This is a genomic window from Streptococcus sp. GMD4S (assembly GCF_000296955.1).
Genome location: NZ_AJRE01000112.1, coordinates 1 through 3,777, shown reverse-complemented (window position 1 = coordinate 3,777; position 3,777 = coordinate 1). Strand labels below are relative to the sequence as shown.

Genomic DNA, 3,777 nt, shown 5'->3' with positions numbered 1-3,777 from the left:
AAAGATGTATCAAACCTTGTATGGTTAGATTTTTAGAGAAAGTAACTTCTTACTCAACGCAATGCTGTATGAACAAGACTTCTATGATTACTTAGATAGAGGAGGTGAGAAAAATGTCGGGACTTAAAAAAATACTGATCGTTATTGGTTCTGTAATTGCCTTAGCTACTGGTTTGAATCTTTACTTTCAGTATCAAAACCATCAAGAACATATGCAATTAAAAACCTCCTTTGAAGAGAGGGACAATATAGCCGTCTTACAACGTTTGATGGCATCAGGGAAATATGCGCCTGACATCCGTAAAGCGGGCTATGTCATTCCTCCCGATGGAGCTATTCGCTTGGATGGAGGAATTGCTTCCATCGAGATAAAAGGAGACATCGATTTGAAAATATCGTATCGTGGACGGGGGGTTACTGCTTATTTTGAAATAGAGATAGATGGTAAAATAACTAGTGTACTATATGAATTGGATAAGAACTTGGATATAGTTTCTAGCGCCTATTTTCAAACAAATGAAAAAAATAAAAATGAGAGAGTGACTATCCCCAAAGCTGAAGAAAAGCGCCTATTAAAGATTATTCAAAAAGAGCTTGAGGATTTCATGGAAACGATGTATCAGACTTTGTATGGATAGTTTACCAGAGAAAGAAGCTTCTTGCTCAACACAATGCTGTATGAACAACGGGGTGTGTTGAGGGATTTTACTAGAAAAGATACCGTAGATAAGCTACAAAAAAATTACCCAAGTACTTATAATTTCATTCGAAATATTGAAACAGGGAATCAAGAGTTGACAGAGATGAGGTGATTAGATGAAGAAGAGGAAATTTGTAATTTTTTCGTTGCTAATAGTTCTATTATTATCTTTCTCTGGTTTTCAGTACTATAAATATCAGAGAGTTCATAATATTTTTGATGAAATATACTACGAAGAAAGTGATTATCACAATCATACATTTCTCTGGAAAGGACGAGCTTTTTATAAGTTAAAAAGTTTAAAATTTGTGGACAACGATTCTCAAGAAATTTCTATTCATTCTATTGATTATAAAAGTGTAGACTTACCAAATACTATTCAATCTCTAGGTTATTATTTTTATTTTGGATTTCAGGAGATGACGAAAGTTGGGATAGAGATGCGTTTGAGACTGCCAGATACAGAGACAACCATAAATGTAGATTACCTGTACGATGTAAACAATCAGCAATTAGAACGATTTATGTGGTATCACGATGAGAAAAGCGTGAGATATTATCATCAGTCTCAAGTAGAAGCCTTTCTAACGGAGCATGGAAAGACTGCCGATGAGATTCGCAGGGAAGCAGATGAAATACTCCGTCACAAAGTCTTGGCAGACTGGACTTCCATATATGCCAGTCGTTTTAGCCTAGATAATTGGGGAGAAGTGACAGTTAAGGATATATGGAGAACCGAATAACAAACGGAACGACGAGGTAATAGTTTTATAAAGGCAGGTTGCCATGACAGAGTTCTCAAGAATATTTTGTAAAAAAAGTTACTTTGGAGCAGTAAATGAGAAATAAAAGTAAGTCTATCCTTTTTTTCCTATTTTTCCTTTTTTATATGGTATTGTTCATCATTAAGCCAATCTATCAATATTATTCATTTTCTAAGATGGATGTGAATAGTAGTATGGTTCAATTGATTCAAGATAAAAATGATCAGGATTGGCATGCTCTTGATAAGCATATTCATCTAGTGCCCTCAAAAGAAAATGGAAAGAACATCGGCCTTATCTATGTGGTGGATGACTATAATCAAATTGAAAGTAAGATTTCTTATGAGAATCAAGCGGTATCCATCAGTTACAATAATCGATTACAAGGAGACAAGAGTGTTGAAATTAGTTGGTTAAATGGGGAAAAGCGGTTGTATCATGCTGGGAGATATTTGAAATTAGCAAGTGAAAATCAAGCTGTGATTGAAAGTAACACAGGTTCTTCAGTGACCGTTTGGGAACAACGCTCGGACAATGCGATGAATCAGTTATATACAGTTGTGAATCAGATGAGAAAGATAGTTTTAAATCATTTGCTTCAGAAAATTTTCTACTATTCGATAGCTTTGGTCTGCTTTCTTTTGGGTTGGAAAATATACTCTCTTTTAAGGAGGGATTGAGGGCCACAGTTCTTCTGGATTTTAATAGTGATGAGAGAGGAAAACTAAAATGCTAACACCCGTGTTATTTATTGTGTCTTTATTTCTACTTTTACGGCACTTTAAAAGCAGTCTCTCAAGAATGATCATCGGATTGTTGTATGGTTCGTTTGCGGCAGTTTTTATTTGTGTGGTTTTAAATGCTGGTAAGTACACTCTGCAACCAGGTCAAAGTGTTGAATTGAAAGTTTTTTCTAAAACAGAGCAGCTGGAGTATAATTCGGAACTACATTTTAAAAAATTAGATGATGCGAAGTTAAAATTGTCCGGTCGAAAAGGTTGGGGAATGAAAGACAGTAATATAGTCTATAATGTTGAAAAGCAAACAATAACGGAGCTAATTTTTTTAAAAGACAAAACCGAGCGCAAAGACTTACCAAATGATAAGAGTAAAAGTATCTATTTAGAAAGTGATGGTATAGTGGTTCAAGGGGAGATAAAGGAAGTATTTGGTGTGACGAAAGAAACTCCCTATACTATCACCATCACCAATGTAGACAACAAGCCAGCTTACTTTGAAGCTCAAGTGGTGGATCGGTAGATTTAGGAACCGTAAACTAGGCCTCAGTTGTTGTAATTGTTTGGTAAAGGAGACTTATTTGCTTTGAAAGTAACAATCAGCTTGTTTCTTTCGAATATGCAAGAGAGGCTCTAGTGGCGAATACTAGTCAAAATGTCAAAAAAGATTTAGATAAACCTAATCCCGCAGTTGGAGAGTAAAATGTTAAAAAGAATAAGAAACTATTATAAAAACAAACCAACTCAAGCTGTCCTAATGCTCATAGTTCTTATTTGGTCAGTATATGAGATTGGTGCGACCAGCTTGGCAAGTAACTCGGCATTAACTAAGGAATTCATGCATAGTCGGTATGTTATAGTTTGGCCAATGGTAGATAAGAAAATGAAATTATACCATTATGCGGAAGAATGGACTAATGACGTTTTAGTTGGAATGATGCATTTAGACTATGGAAATATAAGAATAACTAGTTTTCCTAAAAAATGGGAGAGTGAAGCTGAAGTTTACTATACGCTGTCTCAGGATGAGTATGCTGATAGAGTATATTTTTTCTTAGACGAGCCAATTTCCAAAGCCTATATCAGCAGATTAGAACAAAATTATTATTTGATTTCAAAGAATGCAGTTGCTATTAAAGAGGAAACAGGTAAAACGGTTGAACAGTTAGTTCAAGAAGTGGGGAATGCAAGGAAAACCTTCTTATCAGCTCTTGGAAAGATGAAAATCCTTCGTTTGGTTTATTTGATTCTTCGTATGATAGTATTGTTGCAGTGTATCAGGTGGTCGGGTCAGCGTAGAAAAAGGAAAGAGAACGAAATTTTGCAGAATAGATAGAGCTCCCAAAAGGTATGATGATAAAGAGCTTCCAAACAATCAAAAAGATATTCATTTGGTAAAGAATGGGATTGTTGTCAGCTACCAAGGGGAGAAAGTTTTTTATGTAACTAATAACAAGTCCTACACGATCACCATCACCGATCACCATCACCAATGTAGACGACAAGCCAGCTTACTTTGAAGCTCAAGTGGTGGATCGGTAAAATTTCAGCTCTCAAATGAGGGCTTTTTTAGATT

At 35.4% G+C, this 3,777-nt stretch carries 5 protein-coding genes and 1 pseudogene; all 6 read left to right on the top strand.

Annotated elements, in window-relative coordinates:
- Positions 1-113 precede the first annotated feature (113 nt).
- Positions 114-638, top strand: coding sequence for a hypothetical protein (locus GMD4S_RS07370; RefSeq protein WP_000015795.1), 525 nt, complete (start codon positions 114-116; stop codon positions 636-638).
- Between the two features lie 178 nt (positions 639-816).
- Entirely contained in the window at positions 817-1,443 is a 627-nt protein-coding gene (locus GMD4S_RS07365) for a TipC family immunity protein (RefSeq protein WP_000746267.1), read from the top strand.
- A gap of 95 nt (positions 1,444-1,538) precedes the next feature.
- Positions 1,539-2,144, top strand: a complete 606-nt coding sequence (locus tag GMD4S_RS07360) for a hypothetical protein (protein ID WP_001244917.1) — start codon at positions 1,539-1,541, stop codon at positions 2,142-2,144.
- A gap of 49 nt (positions 2,145-2,193) precedes the next feature.
- Entirely contained in the window at positions 2,194-2,724 is a 531-nt protein-coding gene (locus GMD4S_RS07355) for a hypothetical protein (RefSeq protein WP_000957422.1), read from the top strand.
- A 180-nt stretch (positions 2,725-2,904) separates the two neighbouring features.
- Entirely contained in the window at positions 2,905-3,537 is a 633-nt protein-coding gene (locus tag GMD4S_RS07350) for a hypothetical protein (protein WP_000919639.1), read from the top strand.
- Positions 3,538-3,553: 16 nt separating this feature from the next.
- Positions 3,554-3,743, top strand: a pseudogene (locus GMD4S_RS13750) (hypothetical protein); the annotation flags it as partial.
- Positions 3,744-3,777: the final 34 nt, after the last annotated feature.